This window comes from Pseudomonas sp. R4-34-07, assembly GCF_003852375.1.
Classification (GTDB): Bacteria; Pseudomonadota; Gammaproteobacteria; order Pseudomonadales; family Pseudomonadaceae; genus Aquipseudomonas.
Window position 1 is genome coordinate 5,406,403 of sequence record NZ_CP027760.1, and the last position, 17,719, is coordinate 5,424,121.

Consider the following 17,719-nt stretch of genomic DNA (forward strand, 5'->3'; position numbering starts at 1 on the left):
GCAAGCCCCCTCCCACATTTTGAATGTATTCACAAATCAAAGTGTGGGAGGGGGCTTGCCCCCGATGAGGCCCTCAAGAACACCACCAAAAAATATTTTCACCCCGCCCTATCACTTTCCGATTCTCGTCCGGCACCTAGGCAATTGAGAAATATTTCCATTCAGGAGCCGCCCATGTCCCGCACGCTAGACACTTTGTTGCGCCCCAGCCTGTTAGCCGTGGCGATTGCTCTCGGCGCCCCGCTGGTCAGCGCCCCGCTGATCGCCGCCGAGCAGGCCACCAGCGTGCGCGCCTACAACCTGGCGCCCGCCCCACTGGCCTCCACCCTGAACCAGATCGCCAGCCAGGCCGGCCTCGCCCTCACCCTCAACCCGGCACTCGCCGCCGGCAAAACCTCGGCCCCGGTCAAGGGCCAGTTCGACGCCCAGGGTGCGTTGCGTGAAGCGTTGCGGGGCACGGGGTTACAGTTGGAGCAGAGCAGCGCCGGGACGTTTACGTTGGTGGCAATTGCGGACGGTGTCGTGGCGCTGCCGGAGACCAGCATTATTGGTCAGGGCAGTTATGAGAGCGCGTGGGGGCCGGTCGACGGCTATGTTGCCACTCGCACTGCAGCGGGCACCAAGACCGACACGCCCATCGCAGAATTGCCCCGTTCGGTCACGGTAATCACTCGCCAACAAATGGAGGACCGCTCTGTTCTCAACCTTAACGATGCCCTGCGCTACACCGCAGGCGTGCAGAGCAGCGGCTATGGCTCGGATTCACGCAGCGATTGGTTGCTGGTGAGGGGTTTCGTCCCCACTCAATTCCTCGACGGCCTACCACTCCCAAAAGGCAACTACGCCACGCCCAAAATAGACACCTGGAACCTTGAGCGAATTGCCGTCCTGCGTGGCCCCGCATCGTCGGTTTACGGGCAAACACCGCCAGGGGGATTGTTGGATATGGTCAGCCGACGTCCCCAGGCCGACGCCTCGAACGAAATTGAAGTACAAGCCGGCAGCAATAATCACAAGCAGATCAACTTCGATAGCACCGGCAAAATCGACGACGAAGGCCAGTTGCTCTATCGTATCAGCGGCGTCGTGCGCGACAGCAATACTGCGGTGGACCACATCCCCGACAAGCGCTACAACGTTGCCCCCAGCCTTACTTGGAATATCAACGACGATACCAAGTTGACCCTGCTCACCCAGTTCACCCGCGACGATACCGGTATTACCGGACAGTTTCTGCCGCTTCAGGGCACCAAACTAAGCTCGCCCGCCGGGAAGATTTCCCACCATAAGAACCTGGGTGATCCGGATTGGGAATTTTATGATCGCACCTACTACGCACTCGGCTATGCCTTCGAAACACGTTTAAACGACACGTGGCAGTTTCACCAGAACCTGCGCTATACCAAGAATGACTTGTCGTTCCAAGGCATAACCGCCGGTGGCGCGTTCTTCCCAAATGGACCTGAAGTCGCGGTCGATGCCGATGGCAACGTGAGTCGCTCTGCGGGCAAGGTCGATGAGAACATCGGCCAGTTTGCCGTGGATAACAATTTTCAGGCTGACTTCAAGACCGGTTCGATCAGTCATACGCTGCTGCTGGGGCTCGATCACCAGCGCTCGGACAGTGACGCACGCTGGCTGTGGGGCTCGGCAGGTGTCCCCACCATCAACTTCAACCGCCCGGTATATGGACAGGACTTCTCCAAGGTCCAGTACTTCAGCATGTACGACTACACGCAGAAGACGCACCAGACCGGTCTCTACGTCCAGGACCAAATGGCGCTGGACAACTGGCGGCTGACTCTGGGTGGACGCGAAGACTGGGTACACACCGGCACCACCTTCCATAATCAGAACGACGCCACCAATACTCAGCGCGACAAGCACTTCAGCGGCAATGCTGCACTGAGCTACGTCTTCGAAAACGGTATCACTCCGTACCTGTCCTACGCCGAATCATTCCAGGCAGGGTCAGGCACCCAAGTGGGCAGTACCGGGGCGTTCAAACCCACCGAAGGCAAGCAGTACGAGGCCGGCCTCAAGTATCAGCCGCCAGGCACCCAAGCCCTGTTTACCGCTGCAGTGTTCGACCTGACACAGCAAAACACCTCCGTTACCGAAGGCAGTATCACTCGTCAGGTGGGTGAAGTACGGGTCCGTGGTCTTGAATTGGAAGCCAGCGCTGACGTCACAGAAAGCCTCAAGCTGGTAGGTTCCTATACCTACAACGACAGCGAAATTATCGAGGGTGCAGCCGCTGAAAAGGGCAATCGACTGAACCAATTGCCTCGCAACCAAGCCACGGGATGGGCTGATTACACTTGGCGCAGCGGCATGCTGGATGGCTTCGGGGTTGGCGCGGGCGTGCGCTACGTCGGCGACACCTATGGCAACGCCGCCAACACCGAACTGGGCCATGTAGGCTCCTACACCGTCTACGACGCCTCGGTGCACTACGACCTTGGCCGTTTGAACAGCACCATGAAGGGGGTGACCGTAGCCGTCGACGCCAAAAACATCTTTAACAAGGACTACCTGTCTACCTGCGACGGTTTTTACTGCTACTACGGTGACCAGCGTAATGTGGTTGCCAGCGTGAACTACAAATTTTAAGACGGTGAACAACCGCTGATAAAGGGCCGCCCAAGTTGCGGCCCTTTTGCCTTTGGAGCCGTGATGAAAAGCAAAACCATCCGCCGCTGGTCCTTCATCCACACCTGGACCAGCCTGATCTGCACCGTATTCCTGCTGATGCTCGCCCTAACCGGCTTGCCGCTGGTGTTTCACCACGAGATCGACCATCTGCTGGGCAACGAGCCGCAGCTCAAGCAGATGCCCGCCGGGACGCCGCAACTCAACCTGGAGCAACTGGTGACCAAGGCCCAGGCCCATCGACCAGGCGAGGCCATGCAGTACCTGGCGTGGGACGAGGACGACCAGAACGGTGTGATCGCGATCATGGCTGCCACGGCCGGCACCGAGCCGAATTCGTCCCACACCTTCATGCTGGATGCGCGTACCGGCGAAGCGGTGGAAATGCCCTCCGCCAATGGTGGGCTCACCCTGTTCCTGCTGCGCCTGCATGTGGACATGTTCGCCGGGCTGCCAGGCAAGCTGTTGCTGGCGTTTATGGGGGTTCTGTTCGTGCTGGCGATCGTCTCGGGCACGGTGTTGTACCTGCCGTTCATGCGCCGTTTGAAGTTCGCCACCGTGCGCCAAAACAAGTCCACTCGCCTGCGCTGGCTCGACCTGCACAACCTGATTGGCGTGGTCACCCTGACCTGGGCACTGGTGGTGGGCGTGACCGGTGTGATCAGCGCCTGTGCCGACGTGATCATCGCCGCCTGGCGCGAGGACGCCCTCAGCGCCATGATCGAACCCTATAAAAACGCCCCGCCGCTGACCCAGCGCGCACCGGCCACTGAGCTGCTGAGCATCGCCGCCAATGCCGCGCCCGGTATGCAAGCGGACTTCATCGCCTTCCCCGGCACGCGCTTTTCCAGCGAACATCACTACGCCGTGTTCATGAAGGGCAGCACCCACCTCACTTCCCATCTGCTCACCCCGGTATTGATCGACGCCCGCACCCTGGCCGTGACCGCCATCGCCGCACGGCCCTGGTACATGGACGCCATGGGCATGTCCCAGCCGCTGCACTTCGGTGACTACGGCGGCATGCCGATGAAAATCCTCTGGGCGGTGCTGGATGTGTTGACCATCATCGTGCTGGTCAGCGGGATTTACCTGTGGATAGTGCGGCGCAAGGCGGGTAAGGCATGAAGCCCCGGCAGTCGAGTTTCTGGAAAGTGTTTGGCATTCCGCTGGGGATTGGCCTGCTCAGCGCCGCCGGGTTGTTTGCGGCGTTGCTGGGGGATGGGGGGTGGGATGTGTTGAGTTGGGTCGGGTTGGGCGTTCCTGCTGGCATTGGTGCATGGGCGTTGTTCAAGCGGCGCGGCTGAGGGCGCTATCGGGGGCAAGCCCCCTCCCACATTTTGATTTGTGAATGGCTTCAACTGTGGGAGGGGGCTTGCTCCCGATGAGGCCTTCAAAACCACCAAAAATCTCCCTCGCCAGCCACGGCGCAAGCCTCTAGGCTAGCCACATCCCATTTCGAGGAATGCCCATGTCCGCCCCCAGCATGACCTTGTTCCACAACCCCGCGTCGCCGTTCGTGCGCAAAGTCCGCGTGCTGCTGATCGAGACCGGCCAGCAGGACCGTGTGGCCCTGCATGCCTGTATGCCCACCCCCGTCAACCCGGATGCACATGTGGTGCAAGGCAACCCGGTCGGCAAGATCCCGGCCCTGCGCCTGGCCGACGGTTCGGTACTGCATGACAGCCGGGTGATCCTCGATTACTTCGACCACCAGCACGTCGGCAACCCGCTGATCCCCCGCGACGGCGCGGCCCGCTGGCGCCGCCTGACTCTGGCCTCGATGGCCGACGGGATCATGGATGCCGCCGTGCTGGTGCGCTACGAGACTGCGATGCGCCCGGTGGAGAAACATTGGGACCAGTGGCTGGACGAGCAGCGCAACAAGATGCGGCGCGCACTGGCCGAGCTGGAAGCCGAGGCGATTGCCGAACTGGCCAGCCACTTCGACATCGCCGCGATCAGCGTGGCCTGTGCCTTGGGCTACCTCGACTTCCGCCATCCCGACCTGCAATGGCGCGTGGATAACCCCAGGCTTGCCGCCTGGTACGCCGAGGTCAGCCAGCGGCCTTCGATGCAGCAGACCCAACCGCCCGCCTGATGTTCACGCAAACCCCATGTGGGAGGGGGCTTGCCCCCGATTGCGGTGTGTTATTGAGCACATCTGTTTCTGAACCACCGCTATCGGGGGCAAGCCCCCTCCCACATTGAGCGGCGGTGTGATTGAGGACGTCGATCATCCTGGCCTTCATTTGCTGATCTTCGCGCAACCCGATCATTGCACCGCCTCCGCCTTGCGCTTGCCCACGCCATACCAATCCAGCCTGCGCGTCAGCACCATCACCGTACCCAGCAGGCCGAACAGCAACAACGAGCCCATCAGCAACGCGTAATCCTCGGCACTCAGCAGCCCGTACAACAACCCATACAACGCCGCCAAGCCCACCGAAAAACCCAGGCCGTGAATCACGCTGCGCAGCACATGGCACACGTAGAAGCCGATCAACAGCACGCAGGCGCTGGCCGATATCAGGTACGCCAGGGCAAACCCCAGATGCTCGGACAGCGACAACAGCAGCAGGTAGAAGAACGCCAATGCAAAGCCCACCAAGGCGTACTGGATGGGGTGCACGGCCAGGCTCTTGAGCACTTCGAACAGGAAGAAGCCGGCAAAGGTCAGGGCGATGAACAGCAGCGCGTATTTGATCGCGCGTTCGCTCTTGAGGTACTGGTCCACCGGGTCGATGAAGTTCACGCCGAAGCTGCGGTTATTGAAGTCATCACAACCCTGGCGGTCCAGGCAGGTTTGCAGGGCCTGCTCGAGGTTGGTTGCGAAGAACGAGGTTTGCCAGTGGGCGGTAAAGCCCTTGTCGGTGACGTCCCGCTGCGCCGGCAGGAAGTTGCCGATAAAGCTTGGGTGCGGCCAGTTGGAGGCAAGTGATACCTGGCTGGTCTTGCCCACGGGCACCACCTGCAGTTGTTCAGTGCCCTGCAGGCGCAGGTCGAAGGCGAAATCCACGGTGGCGGGTTTCCGGCTGTCCTGGTCGGGCAGCAGCACATGCACGCCCTCTCCCAGCCAGTCCACCAGGGAGCCCGGCGCAAATTCCAGGCGCTGATCGCCCAGCTCCAGCGTCAGCGCATTTTCGATGCCGCGAATATCGCTGATGCCCATCGCCAGAAACGCCGGTTCAAAACGGTAGTCGGCGAAGTTTTCCGTGATGCCCAGTTGTGCAGGCAGTTGGAAACGTCCACTGATGCGGTTGTCGGCATGAAACAACCGCGCCTGGTAGATGCCCCGTGCGCGCAGCTCGGTCTGCACCTGGCCGTCGAGCTCAAAGCGCTCCGGCAGGAAATACAAACGGCCGCGCTCCTCGCGGGTTTCTTCGTAGCGTTTGTTGAGTTTTTCATTGAGCTTCCATTCGCGCACCGTCTTGCGATAAGGCACCACCATCACCGGGCCGGTGAGGCGCTGCGCGAAGCTGGAACTGCGGGCGATGTCCATCAGTACGCCGTCGCGCAGTTGCTGGCGGTCGCTGATGATGCCGTTGATCATCAGCAACGGAATCAGCAACAGCAGGATCAGCAGCGCAATCGCGCCAAGTTTGAAAAGCAGGCTGCGGTTCATGGGACTCTCCCTGTTTTGATAAGGAGAGTCTGGGCAGCCTGTGTGGGGGATTTATGTGGGCAGTGTGGAGATTGTGTGGAGATGCAGCACCACCTCCACGCCACCCGGTACGTTGCCGATTTGCAGCGCGCCGCCGTGCAGCTTCATCACTTCTTCGACAAAGTTAAGGCCCAGGCCGGTGCTTTTGCGCCCGCTGGCCGGACGCGGCAGGGAATAGAAACGCTCGCTCAGGCGCGGCAAGGCGTAATCCGGAATCGGCGCGGCCTGGTTGAACAGGCTCACCCGAACGTCGTTGTGCCGCACCTGCGCACTGAACCGCAGTTCGCCGCCGGGCGGGGTGAAGTCCAGGGCGTTGTCCAGCAGGTTGCCCAGGGCCTGGCGCAGCAGGAAGGGTTCGCCAAACACCCGCACATCGGCGCCGATACTTTGCTCGACCTGCAGGCCGGCGCTTTCGATCCGCGCACATTGCGCCTTGAGTACATCATCGACCAGGCCCGCCAGCGCGATACTCGATTGTTCTTCCAGCCCCTGGCGTTGCTCCACCTGTGCCAGGTTCAACAACCGCTCGATCAGCTGCTGCAGGCGTGCGCTTTCGCTGTCGATATTGCCGACAAAACGCTGCTGCTGTTCGCGGGTCATGTCGCCCTGCAGCAACTCCGCCGCGCCGCGAATGGCCGCCAGTGGGCTTTTCAGTTCGTGGGTCAGGGTGTGCACGTAGTGTTCGACATAGGCTTTGCCCTCCAGCTGCGTGCGCATGTGTTCGACAGCGGTGGACAGCTGCTTGAGCTCGCCGCCACGGTAATGGGGCAACTCAGCCCGACGCCCTTCGCTGACGGCCTCGGCATAGGCGGTCAAGCGCTTCAGGGCGACGCTCAGCCACCAAGACAACAGTGCGCCCAGCAGCAGGCCCAGAGTCACCAGCCCGGCGCCATACCACAGCAGGCGCCGCTCGGTGCGGTCGACGTAGGGCTGCAACGAGCTGTTGGGCTTGGCCACGGTCACCACGCCGATAATCCGGCCGTCGTCACGAATCGGCGCGCCCACGTGCATCACCGACGAGGTTGGGTCATCCGCTTCGCTGCGGGTTGAGCGCGCGCCGTACTCACCGCGCAGGGTCAGGTACACGTCGTTCCACCTGGAATAGTCCTGGCCCACCGCCTCGCCCGTGGAGTCGAGCAATACCGTGCCCTTGGCGTCGGTGACATAGATGCGGTGGTTGACCTGGTTCTTCGGCAGGCCCCAGATGACCGCACCCGGCTGACGATTGCCATACGCCTTGAGCACCTGCGGCCAGTGGCTCTGGCCGAGGGTGCCGTTCTTCACATCGGTGCGCAGGATTTCGGCGAGCAGGTTGGCGGTGTCCACCAGGGTTTCTTCGGTGGACTGGCGTACGCCGGGGCGGATTTCCTTCATCACTGTGTTGAGCACAAAGTAACCGGTCAGGCCGATAAACAGCGCGTAAACCAGGAAAATCCGCAGCCCCAGGCGCATCAGCTATGGCTCGGGCTGTAGCTGTAACCCAGGCCGCGATGCGTCTGGATCGGTTCGGCATCGGCGGCCACGCTGCGCAACTTGCTGCGCAGGCTTTTGATATGGCTGTCGATATTGCGCTCATAGCCGGCGTCGGCGGGTACGCCCACGGCGTCCAGCAGTTGCTCGCGGCTGAACACACGTTCGGGTTGTTCCAGCAGGCTTTGCAGCAGGCGGAATTCGTGACGCGTCAGGCTCAGCGGCTGGCTGCGATAGTGGATTTGCATGCGTTCCAGGTCGACCTGGAACACCGCAGGCGCCACAGTCGGGCCGACCCGCTTGAGAATCGCCCGCACCCTGGCCGCCACTTCACGCGGGCTGAAGGGCTTGACCACGTAATCGTCGGCGCCGATTTCCAGCCCCACCACCCGGTCGATCTCGCCATCGCGCGCGCTGAGGAACATCACCGGCACTTCGCTGAACCGGCGCAGTTGCTTGCAGGTTTCAAAACCGCTGATGTCGGGCAGGCCGATGTCGAGGATGATCAAGTCGGCCGGGGTTTGGCGCTGATGCTCCAGCGCCGCCTGGCCCAGGCTCAGCCAGGTGGTACTAAAGCCCTCGCCTTGCAGGGCGAAGATCAGCGTGTCGGCAATCGCCGCTTCGTCTTCGACAATCAGGATATGCGGCATGTGGGTCCGTCAGCAGTCCGGTTTGTCGGCAGTGTAGCGACGCGCCGGGTTTACTGCTGCACCGAATTCACGCAAGGCCTTGGCGCCGATCAGCAGCGGGTAATTGAAGCTGCTGCGGTCGGTAAGGTTGACCTCGACGGTACGCTTGACGTCACCCAGGCACATCTCCAGGTCGATCACCGGGCGCTTGGCCACACTGGCTTCGTCCTTGTCGTCATCTTCGTCGGCGCGACTCTTGATCTTGCTGATGCGCGAGACCTTGTGCTCGTAGACTTTGTTGTCGGCGTCCTTGCCGCCGAGGCGGAAGCGTACCCAGTCGTCGCCATCACGGGTGAAGGTTTCGATATCGCGGGCCGACAACGAGGCGGTCAACGCGCCGGTGTCCATCTTGGCCTTGAAGGTCTGGCCGATTTCCGGCAGTTGAATGTATTCGTAGCGACCGTAGAGGGTCGGTTCGGCGGCCATCACAGGCATGGCGGTGATAACGGGAAAAACTAGGGCGAACGCGCCAAGGAACAATTTCACGGCATGATTTCCTCGAAAGAAGTGGACGGATTCTAGACCGCACGCACGGCACTTAGTTGGATCACCGAGCATAACCGGCACGTTGTGAAACATTCGTACAGCCATTTGCGATTTGGCCTCTGGACGCACCTTGCTTATCATTGCCCGCCCACAGAATTTCAAGAGTTGCTTATGCGCCGCCTGCTCACCGGCTGTTTGGTCACACTGCTGCTGTTACTCAACACGCTGATTTTGATCGGCCCCTTGCTGGTGTTTGCTCTGCTAAAACTGGTGGCACCGGGCCGCTCGCGTGACTATGCGTCATCGGCGGTGATGTGGATCGCCGAGACCTGGGCCGAGATCGACAAACTGATCTTCGCGGTGTGCATTCCCACCCAGTGGGATATTCGCGGCGGTGAAGACCTGCGGGGCGACACCTCTTACCTGGTCATCAGCAACCACCAGTCCTGGGTGGATATTCCAGCGCTGATCCAGGCACTGAACCGGCGCACACCGTTCTTCAAATTCTTCCTGAAAAAAGAGCTGATCTGGGTGCCCTTCCTTGGCCTGGCCTGGTGGGCGCTGGATTATCCGTTCATGAAGCGCTACACCAAAGCGTACCTGGCCAAGCACCCGGAGCTGGCCGGGCAGGACCTGAAGATCACCAAAGAGGCCTGCGAGCTGTTCAAGCGCCAGCCGGTGACGGTGGTCAACTACCTGGAAGGCACGCGGTTCAGCGAGGCTAAACGCAAGCAGCAGAACTCGCCGTTTAACCGGCTGCTCAAACCGAAGGCGGGCGGCGTGGCCTTCGTGTTGGCGGCGCTGGGCGAGCAGTTGGATGCCGTCCTCGACGTGACCGTGGTGTACCCACAGCCAAAGATTCCAGGGTTCTGGGATTTGATCAGCGGCGCGGTGCCGAAGGTGATCGTGGATATCCGCACCCGTGAACTGGACGCGGCGTTGTGGCAGGGGGACTACGAGAACGATCCGGCGTTTCGCCTGACCGTCCAGAACTGGGTCAACCAGCTCTGGCGGGAGAAGGATGCGCGCATCGAGCAGCTGCGCGCGCAGCAGTCTTAGCTGCCGGTGCCCCAGGCCTGGGCCAGCTTGCCCAGCACCGAGCTATCGGCGCCCTGCCCGCCCAGGTATTGCAGGATCACCGGAGCAAACTGACCGATCATGCCGCTGTCCATGCCCAGGGCGCTGAATGCGGTGTTCAAATCATTAGTGTTTTTCACGTTGCCCAGCAGGCCGTCCAGGCCGCTGGTCTTGCTGCCGCCGGCCTGGCCGAGCATCCCGCTTAAGGCACCCAGGCTGCCCAGGGCATTGTTACCCGACAGTTTATCGAGGCCCGGCACGCTATCGCCCAGCTGCGAAAAGTCATTGCTGCTCAGCTTGTTCTTCGCCAGGCCCAGCATCGCGCCCGTGCCGCCGACGGCTTGCTCCGGGGTGATATTGAGTTGAGAGGTCAAGGCTGTCAGCAGGTCGGCCGTCTCCGATGTTGGAGCAGCGGCGGCGGCTTTGTTGTTGCCACCCTGCATGCCGGAAATGGCGTTGGCCGCATCGCCAAGGCTGAAACCTGCGGCAAACACCGGGCTGGCGGCCACGGTCAACAGGCAGGAAAGGGCAAAACCGCGTGAAATCTTCATCAAGACAACCTCAGGAGATAGGTGCAAAAGCAGGCGTTGGACTGGGTATCCCGTCGGTTGTTCCGGAACCCATCGGGGATAAGCGGGTCTAGGAACTGACTACAAAATTTGTCAGGAAGAGACTTATGACTGCGATCCAACCCCAAGTGATTGAGCACAAGCCTGCCTTCTGGAGCCGCCCACGCCTGTTCATCGGCGCCTGTGCCGTGGTGGCGGCCGGCATCGGCGGCGCGCTCTACACCCAGGACAGCGTCAAATCCGCGGCGACGTTGGTGACGACGACCCAGCAGCCGGCCGCGCAAATCATGGCGCACAAGGATTATCTGGAAGTACAGCCGATTGCCGCCACGGCGCCTGCGCCCGACCAGAGCCTGGAGCTGTGGGCCATCCCCAAAGACGGCACGCCTGTGTCCCTGGGACTTTTGCCGGAAGATGGCAAAGGCATCATTGGTTTGAATCCACGCCAACAGGAAAGCATCAGCAAGCCGGTGGAATTGATGGTGAGTTCGGAGAGCAAGGGTGGCTCGCTGAGCAAGCAGCCAACCGGCCCGACTGTCTACCAGGGTGCGCTGGCCGCACGCTAAACACCCTAAAACCCTTGTGGGAGGGGGCTTGCTCCCGATAGCGGCATGTCAGTCACAGCGGCACTGACTGAACCACCGCCATCGGGGGCAAGCCCCCTCCCACATTTGATTTTCAGTGGCTGGGACATTTGCCCAAGGCTTTATGCCGCGCTGAACATTTTATGCGGATCAATCACAAATTTCTTCGGCACACCCGCATCGAACTCGCCATAGCCACGTGGCGCGTCATCCAGGCTGATCACCTGCACGCCGACGATTTCAGCGATGTTGATACGGTCCCACATGATCGCCTGCATCAGCTGGCGGTTGTACTTCATCACCGGCGTTTGCCCGGTGTGGAAGCTGTGGGATTTGGCCCAACCCAGACCAAAACGAATGCTCAGGCTGCCCATTTTAGCGGCGGCATCGACAGCGCCTGGGTCTTCGGTGACGTAAAGGCCGGGGATACCGATCTTGCCCGCCACGCGCACCACGCCCATCAGTGAGTTGAGCACCGTGGCCGGGGCTTCGGCCTTGACGCCGTCATGGCCGTGGCCGCGTGCTTCAAAGCCTACGGCATCGACGGCGCAGTCCACTTCCGGCTCGCCGAGCAGCGCGGCAATCTGTTCGTGCAACGGCGTGTCGGTGGACAGGTCGGCGATTTCAAAGCCTTGGGCCTTGGCGTGGGCCAGGCGGATCGGGTTGACGTCGCCGATGATCACGACCGCAGCGCCCAGCAGACGTGCTGACGCGGCAGCGGCGAGGCCGACCGGGCCGGCACCGGCGATGTAGACCGTGCTGCCTGGGCCAACGCCTGCCGTGACCGCACCGTGGTAGCCGGTCGGCAGGATGTCGGAGAGGCACGTCAGGTCACGGATTTTCTCCATCGCCTTGTCGCGGTCCGGCAGTTTCAACAGGTTGAAGTCGGCGTAAGGCACCAGCGCGTATTCAGCCTGGCCACCGGTCCAGTCGCCCATGTCGACATAGCCGTAGGCACCGCCCGGGCGCGCCGGGTTGACACTCAAGCACACGCCGGTATGCATTTCCTTGCAGGAGCGGCAACGACCGCACGCTACGTTGAAGGGCACCGACACCAGGTCACCGATCTTCAGGTTCTCGACGTCGCTGCCCTTCTCGATCACTTCGCCGGTGATTTCATGCCCCAGCACCAGGCCGGTCTGGGCGGTGGTGCGGCCGCGCACCATGTGTTGGTCGGAGCCGCAGATGTTGGTAGAGACCACGCGCAGGATGACGCCGTGCTCGATCTTCCTGCCACGGGGGTCCTGCATTTTGGGATAGTCGATTTTCTGTACTTCGACCTTGCCGTTGCCGAGATACACGACACCACGATTGCCAGACATGCTTTCACCTCGCTGTTGTTTTTATGGAACTGCGTTGCCCTGTTAGGTGGGCAGCGCGTTTAAGTGCTCGGGTTACAGATGCTGTTTTTGCGTTGTTTTTGAGGACCTCATCGGGGGCTTGCTCCCGATGGCGTCAGTCAAAGCACCACAGTTCTATTGGCGTTCAAAAACACCCGCCGCTCGATGTGATACCCCACCGCCCGCGCCAACGTGAGCCCTTCAATATCGCGCCCTTTGGCAATCAAATCCTCGGGATAGTGGCTGTGATCCACCACCTCCACGCCTTGGGCGATGATCGGGCCTTCATCCAGATCGTTGTTGATGTAATGCGCCGTGGCGCCGACCAGTTTCACGCCCTTGTTGTACGCCTGGTGATAGGGCTTGGCGCCTTTGAAACCCGGCAGCAACGAGTGGTGGATGTTGATCGCCTTGCCGTCCAGCTTGCGGCACAGTTCCGGCGACAGCACCTGCATGTAGCGCGCAAGAATCACCAACTCGGCGCCGGTGTCTTCCACCACTTGCCACACCTGGCGCTCCTGGGACGGCTTGTCGTTGGGGTCCAGCGGGAAATGGAAGTAGGGAATCTGGTGCCAGTCGGCCAAGGGTTTCAGATCGGGGTGGTTGGACACCACCGCGACCACGTCCATCGACAATTGGCCGATGCGCTGGCGATACAGCAGGTCATTCAGGCAGTGGTCCGCCTTGGAGACCATGATCACCACTTTGGGCCGGTAGTTCGGCGCCGTCAGCTCGAAGATCATGCCAAAGGCTTCGCCGCGCGTGGCCAGACCGTCGCGAAAGGCTTGCTCGTCAAAACCGTCCGGCTGGCGAAATTCCACGCGGATGAAAAAGCGGCCCGAGAGGCGGTCATCGAACGAGTGGTGCTCGGTGACGTAGCAGCCCTGCTCGAACAGGTAGCGGGTGACCGCGTCCACCGTGCCGAGCACGCTGGGGCAGTCGGCGGTCAAAATCCATGTATCGGGTGCGCGGCTCATTACGGTTGACTCCTTGATCGTTCCCACGCTCTGCGTGGGAATGCCGCCATGGACGCTCTGCGTCCGCTCTTGGGACGCGGAGCGTCCCGGGATGCGTTCCCACGCGGAGCGTGGGAACGATCAGGCTTGAACGCTCAGGCCAAACTCGGCCGAGGCGTCCTGCAGCCACAACCACCAGTAATCCGAGAAGCTGCGACGGATCAGCAGTTCCCAGGTGTCTTCTGCGGTATGACGGATCACCAGTTGCGACTTGGCGAACACCGTGCCCACCGCCTTGCCCACCGGGAAGTTGTTGGGATGCACGTCGTAGCTGGTGGATTTCATCAGCACATCGCGCACGTTCGGGCCGCTGAGTTCGAGAATTTGCTGGCCGCCGCTGACGTTGACGATCTGGATATGCAGGTCGCCCAACGCCGCGCGCAGGTTTTGTTCGGCAGCGAACTCTTCGCCGCCTGGCACGATCAACAGCCACTCGTCCGGGCCGAGCCATTGCAGGCTGGTTTCACCGTTGACGATGACCCGCAGAGCGCCAGGCAGTTCGATGCCCAGGGCCTTGTGCACGCCGCTGGCGAACGCGGCATCGTGGCCGTCGCCGCGGAGGGTCAGGTGGCCCAGAAGTTTCTTTTCACGCACGGTCACGCCGGCATTCTTGCGGCCCTTGCCGACCAGGCTGGCGAGGTCGGCATGGTGCAGCGACGACTCGGCCTTGGCACCGGTGGTGGGGCGTTGTTGGTATACGTTGGCTGCTGTCATAAAGCACCTTGTCTTAAATTGATCGTTCCCACGCTCTGCGTGGGAATGCCGCCATGAACGCTCTGCGTCCGCTCCAGGGGCGCGGAGCGTCCCGGGGATGCATTCCCACGCGGAGCGTGGGAACGATCAGGTATCAGATGTTCTGCCGTTCACCTTTCGGATCAAAGAACACCGAAGACACAATCTCCGCCTCGATCACGCTGCCATCGGCCTGGGGCGAAAACACCCGTTCGCCGATGCGCTTCAAGCCGCCCTTCACCACGCCCATGGCAAACGAATAGCCCAGGGAGTTGTGCGCATAACTTGAGGTGACGTGGCCGACCATCTTCATCGGGATCGTCTGTTTCGGATCGAACACCAACTGCGCGCCTTCCGGCAGCCATACCGTCGGGTCAATCGGCTTGAGCCCGACCAGTTGCTTGCGCTCTTCACGCACGCAGTCTTCGCGGTTCATGCCGCGCCAGCCGATCCACGAGAACGGTTTGGTACGGCCTACGCACCAGCCCATGTTCAGGTCGTCCGGGGTCATCGAGCCGTCGGTGTCCTGGCCGACGATAATGAAGCCCTTCTCGGCGCGCAGTACGTGCATGGTTTCGGTGCCGTACGGCGTCAGGTTGTACTTTTTGCCGGCCTCGACGATCTGTTCCAGCACGCCCATGGCGTAGTCGGCCTGCACGTTGACTTCATACGACAGCTCGCCGGTAAACGAGATACGGAACACCCGCGCCGGTACGCCGCCCACCAGGCCTTCTTTCCAGGTCATGAACGGAAAGCCGTCCTTGTCCAGGTCAATGTCGGTGACTTCACTCAGCAGTTTGCGGCTGTTGGGGCCAGACAGGGTCATGGTCGCCCAATGGTCGGTGACCGAGGTGAAGTACACCTTGAGGTCCGGCCATTCGGTCTGTTGGTAGATTTCCAGCCATTGCAGCACACGCGCGGCGCCGCCGGTGGTGGTGGTCATCAGGAAGTGGTTGTCGGCCAGACAGGCGGTGACGCCGTCGTCGAAGACCATGCCATCTTCCTTGCACATCAGGCCGTAGCGCGCCTTGCCCACGTCGAGCTTGGTCCAGGCGTTGCTGTAGATACGGTTGAGGAACTCACGGGCATCCGGGCCCTGGATATCGATCTTGCCGAGGGTGGACGCATCCAGCAGGCCGACGCTGTCGCGCACGGCCAGGCATTCGCGCTTGACCGCAGCGTGCAGGTCTTCGCCGGTGCGCGGGAAATACCACGGGCGTTTCCACTGGCCAACGTCTTCAAATTCGGCGCCGTTCTTCACGTGCCAGGCTTGCAGCGCGGTGTAGCGCACCGGTTCGAAGATGTGCCCACAGTGACGGCCCGCTATCGCACCGAATGTCACGGGTGTGTAGTTGGGACGGAACATGGTGGTGCCCATCTGCGGGATGGTCACGTTCAGCGAGCGCGCGGCAATGGCCAGGCCGTTGACGTTACCCAGCTTGCCCTGGTCGGTACCGAAGCCCAGCGCGGTGTAGCGCTTGACGTGCTCGACCGATTCGAAACCTTCGCGGGTAGCCAGTTCGATGGCGGCGGCAGTCACGTCGTTCTGCAGGTCGACGAATTGCTTCGGCGCCCGTGCGGTAACTTTTTCGTGCGGCACCTGGAACAGCGCCAGGGTCGGCTCTTCCAGACGGCTCAAGGCTTTCGGCAACACGCCTTCAACCGGGGCGAACCCGGCTTCGCTGGCCGCACGTACGCCGCCTTCGAACCCATCGGCCAGGGAATCGCCCAGGCCGTAGACGCCGTTGATACCGCCGACGCACACGCGTTTCTGCGGCGCTTCGCCCGGCACGAAACCGAGGATGTCTTCACGCCAGGTCGGCTTGCCGCCCAGGTGCGAGGCCAGGTGGACCACCGGGCTGTAGCCGCCGGAGCTGGCCACCAGGTCGCAGTCCAGCCACTCGCCGGGGCTGGTGACTTTGTGTGCTTTCGCATCGATCGCAGCCACTCGGGCAGCGCTCACGCGCTTGGTGCCACGCGCTTCGACTACGGCGCTGCCGGTGAGGATACGAATACCTTTGGCGCGGGCTTCTTCAACCAGCGCGCCGCGTGGGTTGTGGCGTACATCGGCCACCGCGACCACTTGCAGGCCCGCATCGAGCCAGTCCAGGGCGACACGGTAGGCGTGGTCGTTGTTGGTCGACAGCACCAGCTTTTTGCCCGGTGCCACGCCGTAGCGGCGCACGTAAGTAGAGACGGCTCCGGCGAGCATGTTGCCCGGCACGTCGTTGTTGCCGTACACCAGCGGACGCTCGCAGGCACCGGTCGCCAGCACCACGCGCTTGGCACGCACACGGTGGATACGCTGGCGCACCACGCCAACTGGCGCACGGTCACCGAGGTGATCGGTGAGGCGCTCGTGAATGGTCAGGAAGTTATGGTCGTGGTAGCCGTTGACGGTGGCGCGGGGCAGCAGCACCACGTCCGGCAGGGCTTTCAACTCGGCAATGACGCTGGCAACCCATTCGGTCGCCGGCTTGCCGTCAAGGCTTTCGCGCGAATCCAGCAGCGAACCACCGAACTCTTCCTGCTCATCGGCAATGATCACCCGCGCACCGCTGCGCGCAGCCGCCAGTGCAGCGGCGAGACCGGCCGGGCCGGCACCGACCACCAGCACATCGCAGTGACGGTTGAAGTTGTCGTAGGTGTCCGGATCGTTTTCGGTCGGCGAACGGCCAAGGCCGGCCGCCTTACGGATGTACTTCTCGTAGGTCATCCAGAACGACTGCGGGTACATAAAGGTTTTGTAATAGAAACCCGGCGGCATCAGCTTGCCGCCGACCTTGCCGAGGATGCCCATCATGTCGTTGTTGACACTCGGCCAGCCGTTGGTGCTGGTGGCAACCAGGCCTTGGTACAGCGCTTGTTGCGTGGCGCGCACGTTGGGAATCTGGGTGGCTTCGGTGGCGCCGATCTGCAGCACCGCGTTCGGCTCTTCGGCGCCGGCGGCGAAGATGCCGCGAGGGCGCGAGTACTTGAAACTGCGGCCGATGATGTCGACGCCGTTGGCCAGCAGTGCAGCGGCCAGGGTGTCGCCTTCAAAGCCCTTGTAGCTCTGCCCGTTGAAGGTAAAGGTGAGGACTTTGTTACGGTCGATCCGGCCACCGTTGGACAGGCGATTGATCTGGCTCATACCTTCTCTCCAGCGGCCTTGGCGGTGAATTGCGGCTTCTCGCCGATCTTGTAGGTTTCAAGAATTTCGTAAGTCAGGGTGTCGCGCGTTGCGTTGAAGTACTGGCGGCAACCGGCGGCGTGAATCCACAGTTCGTGGTGCAGGCCACGGGGGTTGTCGCGAAAGAACATGTAGTCGCCCCACTCCGCATCGGTGCAGGCATTCGGGTCCAGCGGGCGCGGGATGTGCGCTTGGCCGGACGCGTGGAATTCCTCTTCGGAGCGCAGTTCGCCACAGTGAGGACAGAAGATATGCAACATAGGAAATT

At 61.7% G+C, this 17,719-nt stretch carries 16 protein-coding genes; 6 read left to right on the forward strand and 10 right to left on the reverse strand.

The features are described from left to right. The first annotated feature begins 174 nt into the window (after positions 1–174). The 4 genes from C4J85_RS24945 to C4J85_RS24960 all read left to right on the forward strand — a co-directional run bounded on the left by C4J85_RS24945 (position 175) and on the right by C4J85_RS24960 (position 4,753). Complete coding sequence (locus C4J85_RS24945; RefSeq protein WP_124408360.1) at positions 175–2,613, forward strand: TonB-dependent siderophore receptor; 2,439 nt, start codon at positions 175–177, stop codon at positions 2,611–2,613. A 63-nt stretch (positions 2,614–2,676) separates the two neighbouring features. Continuing rightward, positions 2,677–3,780, forward strand: coding sequence for a PepSY domain-containing protein (locus C4J85_RS24950; RefSeq protein WP_124410938.1), 1,104 nt, complete (start codon positions 2,677–2,679; stop codon positions 3,778–3,780). Further along, complete coding sequence (locus tag C4J85_RS24955) at positions 3,777–3,959, forward strand: hypothetical protein (RefSeq protein ID WP_124368602.1); 183 nt, start codon at positions 3,777–3,779, stop codon at positions 3,957–3,959. Before C4J85_RS24950 ends, C4J85_RS24955 begins: the two co-directional genes overlap by 4 nt. Positions 3,960–4,123: 164 nt before the next feature. Continuing rightward, on the forward strand, positions 4,124–4,753 hold the full coding sequence (locus C4J85_RS24960) for a glutathione S-transferase N-terminal domain-containing protein (RefSeq protein ID WP_124368603.1): 630 nt from the start codon (positions 4,124–4,126) through the stop codon (positions 4,751–4,753). Between the two features lie 174 nt (positions 4,754–4,927). On the opposite strand, the gene creD is transcribed toward C4J85_RS24960, so the two are convergent. From creD to C4J85_RS24980, 4 genes are read right to left on the reverse strand one after another with little or no spacing between them, the layout of a single operon-like run. Next, entirely contained in the window at positions 4,928–6,277 is a 1,350-nt protein-coding gene (gene creD, locus C4J85_RS24965; RefSeq protein ID WP_124410939.1) for a cell envelope integrity protein CreD, read from the reverse strand. 51 nt (positions 6,278–6,328) lie between these two features. Further along, positions 6,329–7,768 carry a two-component system sensor histidine kinase CreC gene (gene creC / locus C4J85_RS24970; RefSeq protein ID WP_124410940.1) on the reverse strand — a complete coding sequence of 480 codons (1,440 nt, stop codon included), beginning with the start codon at positions 7,766–7,768 and terminating at the stop codon, positions 6,329–6,331. Continuing rightward, positions 7,768–8,436: a two-component system response regulator CreB gene (gene creB, locus C4J85_RS24975; protein WP_124405483.1), complete on the reverse strand. Its 669-nt coding sequence runs from the start codon at positions 8,434–8,436 to the stop codon at positions 7,768–7,770. The genes creC and creB overlap by 1 nt, the downstream gene beginning before the upstream one ends. 9 nt (positions 8,437–8,445) lie before the next feature. After that, the gene (locus C4J85_RS24980) at positions 8,446–8,910 is read right to left on the reverse strand and encodes an ATP-dependent zinc protease (RefSeq protein WP_124369028.1); all 465 of its coding nucleotides are present in this window, start codon (positions 8,908–8,910) and stop codon (positions 8,446–8,448) included. A gap of 222 nt (positions 8,911–9,132) precedes the next feature. Between C4J85_RS24980 and C4J85_RS24985 the strand changes: the two genes are divergently transcribed. Further along, the gene (locus C4J85_RS24985; RefSeq protein WP_124410941.1) at positions 9,133–10,020 is read left to right on the forward strand and encodes an acyltransferase; all 888 of its coding nucleotides are present in this window, start codon (positions 9,133–9,135) and stop codon (positions 10,018–10,020) included. On the opposite strand, the gene C4J85_RS24990 is transcribed toward C4J85_RS24985, so the two are convergent. After that, complete coding sequence (locus tag C4J85_RS24990; RefSeq protein ID WP_124364702.1) at positions 10,017–10,589, reverse strand: DUF2780 domain-containing protein; 573 nt, start codon at positions 10,587–10,589, stop codon at positions 10,017–10,019. The genes C4J85_RS24985 and C4J85_RS24990 overlap by 4 nt on opposite strands. 125 nt (positions 10,590–10,714) lie before the next feature. Here C4J85_RS24990 and C4J85_RS24995 point away from each other — a divergent pair, with 125 nt between their 5' ends. Beyond that, complete coding sequence (locus C4J85_RS24995; RefSeq protein WP_124410942.1) at positions 10,715–11,173, forward strand: anti-sigma factor domain-containing protein; 459 nt, start codon at positions 10,715–10,717, stop codon at positions 11,171–11,173. 140 nt (positions 11,174–11,313) lie between these two features. On the opposite strand, the gene fdhA is transcribed toward C4J85_RS24995, so the two are convergent. From fdhA to C4J85_RS25020, 5 genes are all read right to left on the reverse strand, one after another. Continuing rightward, entirely contained in the window at positions 11,314–12,513 is a 1,200-nt protein-coding gene (gene fdhA / locus C4J85_RS25000; protein WP_057723611.1) for a formaldehyde dehydrogenase, glutathione-independent, read from the reverse strand. A 137-nt stretch (positions 12,514–12,650) separates the two neighbouring features. Further along, entirely contained in the window at positions 12,651–13,508 is an 858-nt protein-coding gene (purU, locus tag C4J85_RS25005; RefSeq protein ID WP_124364704.1) for a formyltetrahydrofolate deformylase, read from the reverse strand. Positions 13,509–13,628: 120 nt separating this feature from the next. Next, positions 13,629–14,261: a sarcosine oxidase subunit gamma gene (locus C4J85_RS25010; protein ID WP_124368608.1), complete on the reverse strand. Its 633-nt coding sequence runs from the start codon at positions 14,259–14,261 to the stop codon at positions 13,629–13,631. Between the two features lie 133 nt (positions 14,262–14,394). Then, positions 14,395–17,412, reverse strand: coding sequence for a sarcosine oxidase subunit alpha (locus C4J85_RS25015; protein WP_124410943.1), 3,018 nt, complete (start codon positions 17,410–17,412; stop codon positions 14,395–14,397). Beyond that, positions 17,409–17,711, reverse strand: a complete 303-nt coding sequence (locus tag C4J85_RS25020; RefSeq protein ID WP_122487201.1) for a sarcosine oxidase subunit delta — start codon at positions 17,709–17,711, stop codon at positions 17,409–17,411. Before C4J85_RS25020 ends, C4J85_RS25015 begins: the two co-directional genes overlap by 4 nt. Between the last annotated feature and the right edge of the window lie 8 nt (positions 17,712–17,719).